The sequence below is a fragment of the Ligilactobacillus murinus DSM 20452 = NBRC 14221 genome, from assembly GCF_001591685.1.
GTDB lineage: Bacteria > Bacillota > Bacilli > Lactobacillales > Lactobacillaceae > Ligilactobacillus > Ligilactobacillus murinus.
In genome coordinates this window covers 1-2,514 of record NZ_BCVJ01000096.1, presented here as the reverse complement: position 1 = coordinate 2,514, position 2,514 = coordinate 1, and the positions used below count along the sequence as shown (strand labels likewise).

Below are 2,514 nucleotides of genomic sequence, written 5' to 3'. Positions count from 1 at the left end.
TTTTTAAAGCAAAAAAACGTTATTTCAAAGCCTTTTAGAGCAACGAGAAAGGTACAAAAACCCTAAGAAAACCTAAGATAAAATGCTAAGAATTGCTAACCTATTTTTTTGCCACAAATAGCAACGTCGTAGAAAGTATAGAGCTATGTAGTTACAGTCACACAGCAAATCACAACCGTAGTTATAGTTACGCTTGTTAGCCAGCGCCACGACTGGCGCTATAACTGGTTCACTTCCTGACGATCGGAGAAAATCGGAGTAAATGGCTACTTTTTTGATTGCTGAAATAAGCTAATATAAGCGTCCTAGCAACGTTTTAACTTACTTGAATGTAAATACCCTATTCGGTTGCTAGAATTGCAGAAAACTGCAGAAAACAGGGTTTACATTACGATGACATCGCACCCCCTTAACCTTTGGCGCTATTGGCTTAGTAGTGGTTATTTGATTAGTTGCGATTGTGATTTCATGAAGTCGGAAAATGTTAACTTTTGTTAACCCTAATTGTTGAAAAAATATATAAGTTCCTGCAAATATAACAATAACTATTACAACAACTACTAAAAAATGTTGGAATATGTTGGAATTTTTTCAAGGGGTATTACAAACCTGGTCCGCCTTGATTGCTTGGAAGTGATTAGGCAAAATGCTAGAAAATGCAAGAATAAAAACCTATATTGACGCCAAATACAGGATATTGAGTGTTTATTGATGAAGTATTGACGATAATTGACCAAGAAACCTATAATACTGGCGTTTTTATTGATTATTTATTGGCGAAAATTAGCATTTTTCTAGTAAAAAGACTTGCTTTTATATACGTTATACCGTATAATATAAATATAGAAAGGAGATGAAAAAGTTATCAGAACCGAAGAACAAAAACGGTTAAAAAAAGAAAAACGCCAAAACGTTCTTTACATCGTCGCTCTCATCGACTTAGTAATTAACATCTTAGCGCTCTTTAAATAATCGTTAAACACCAAGCGGGGGCAAACCTACCAAGCTAAGCCCCTTGCTTAGTGTACCCTAATTATAACATATCTGATAACTACAATCATGAAAGCAGAGACAAGGGAAAAATTAACTCTTTGGCTATTGATCGCCTCTGTTATCCTTGGACTTATCAATCTATTACGTTAAGGAGCTGACATCATGGAAAAGAAAACAAGCAAAGCCCAAGCAAGAGCACGGGACAAGTGGAATGAAAAGAACAAAGCCAAGAAGAAAGTATATAGCTATCGATCATACACCCGCAAATTTATCAAAGAGATGGCGACGATCGATGACATTCAAGAAATTAAACAGCTACTTGCTGAGCGTGAAAAAGAATTACAACAATAACACCAATAGGGATGGACTGGCTAGATCGCTGGTACATCCCTTTTTGAATGTTGGGAAATGTTGGGATAAAATCCTATATAGACGCCAAAAAGATAAACGGTGCAGATAATCACGTCTACAATGTGCTAGAAACGATATATTATCCTGCCAGTGGCTGACTAATACGCTCCAAGTAGTGTTATACTAGAGAAACGTTATACATCCCAGAGCGTAATTATTACGCTTTAAATTAAGTACCCACAAGTTAGGAGCGTTGGCAATGATGAAACTACAGCCCCAAGAATTAAGATCCATTGACTATAAAAAGACCAAAAACAACGTAGCCAACTAGTTTGAAGTCGAATACTCAAAGTACAAAAGATTGGCAAACATCCCGGAGATTTCCAGCGTTAGAATGAGCCTAGCCCCCAAGAGCACCGTACACGCTAACGGGATCGAAGATTTAACAGTTACCAGAGCCAACGCCAAAGACGTTTTAAAGTTCGTTGATGGCGTCTTAGATACACTAGACGAACGACACAAGAAAATTATCAAAGGCAAGTTCATTCAAGGTAACCTAGATTGGCAAATAGCCCAATCGATCCAATACAGCAATACACGCTATCATCAGCTAAAATTATCTGCTTGTTACGAGTTCGCACAAATCTTAGACATGACAGCAGGAACAAGCCTAGTAGCATATAAGGAATAGCTAAGTTTTAGAGCTGATTTTTGAGAGATGGACCAGTGACACGCTGAGACGTCTCTTTTTTGATGGCTAGATTAGTTCCAGCACAAAAAAGCGCCTTGGCACGATCACCAAGACGCTACATGACTAAAATAAGTTGAAGTATCCACTAGCATTATAGCATAGCTAACAGCATGATAAAAAGCCCCTTGGCGCCCGTAGACGATCCAAAGAGCCAGCTAGCCTATATCTTTAAAATCATTATATCAAACCCACGCCAAGGGATGAACCATAGAAAAATAAAAAACGTTAGATCACTCTAACGCTTAAATATCATGAATTATTTTAAACCACCTAGCCCTTTTTTTTGGTCTCTTTCGGGTCTCTCTTTGGGTCTCTTTTAGTTCTTTTGGGTCTCCTTTTTACTGAAATTAGAGACCCTAGAATTTTAAAAACAGCTCAACCACGCTAAAAATTGCAGTCAGAGCAATATACCTAATATT

Annotated in this window: 2 protein-coding genes; both read left to right on the top strand. The window is 37.5% G+C overall.

Annotation, left to right across the window (positions count from 1 at the left end; all coding sequences use genetic code 11):
* Positions 1–1,155 precede the first annotated feature (1,155 nt).
* Positions 1,156–1,344, top strand: a complete 189-nt coding sequence (locus LMU01S_RS09850; RefSeq protein WP_056959652.1) for a hypothetical protein — start codon at positions 1,156–1,158, stop codon at positions 1,342–1,344.
* A 394-nt stretch (positions 1,345–1,738) separates the two neighbouring features.
* Entirely contained in the window at positions 1,739–2,035 is a 297-nt protein-coding gene (locus tag LMU01S_RS09845) for an ArpU family phage packaging/lysis transcriptional regulator (RefSeq protein ID WP_237756786.1), read from the top strand.
* The last annotated feature ends 479 nt before the right edge of the window (positions 2,036–2,514 follow it).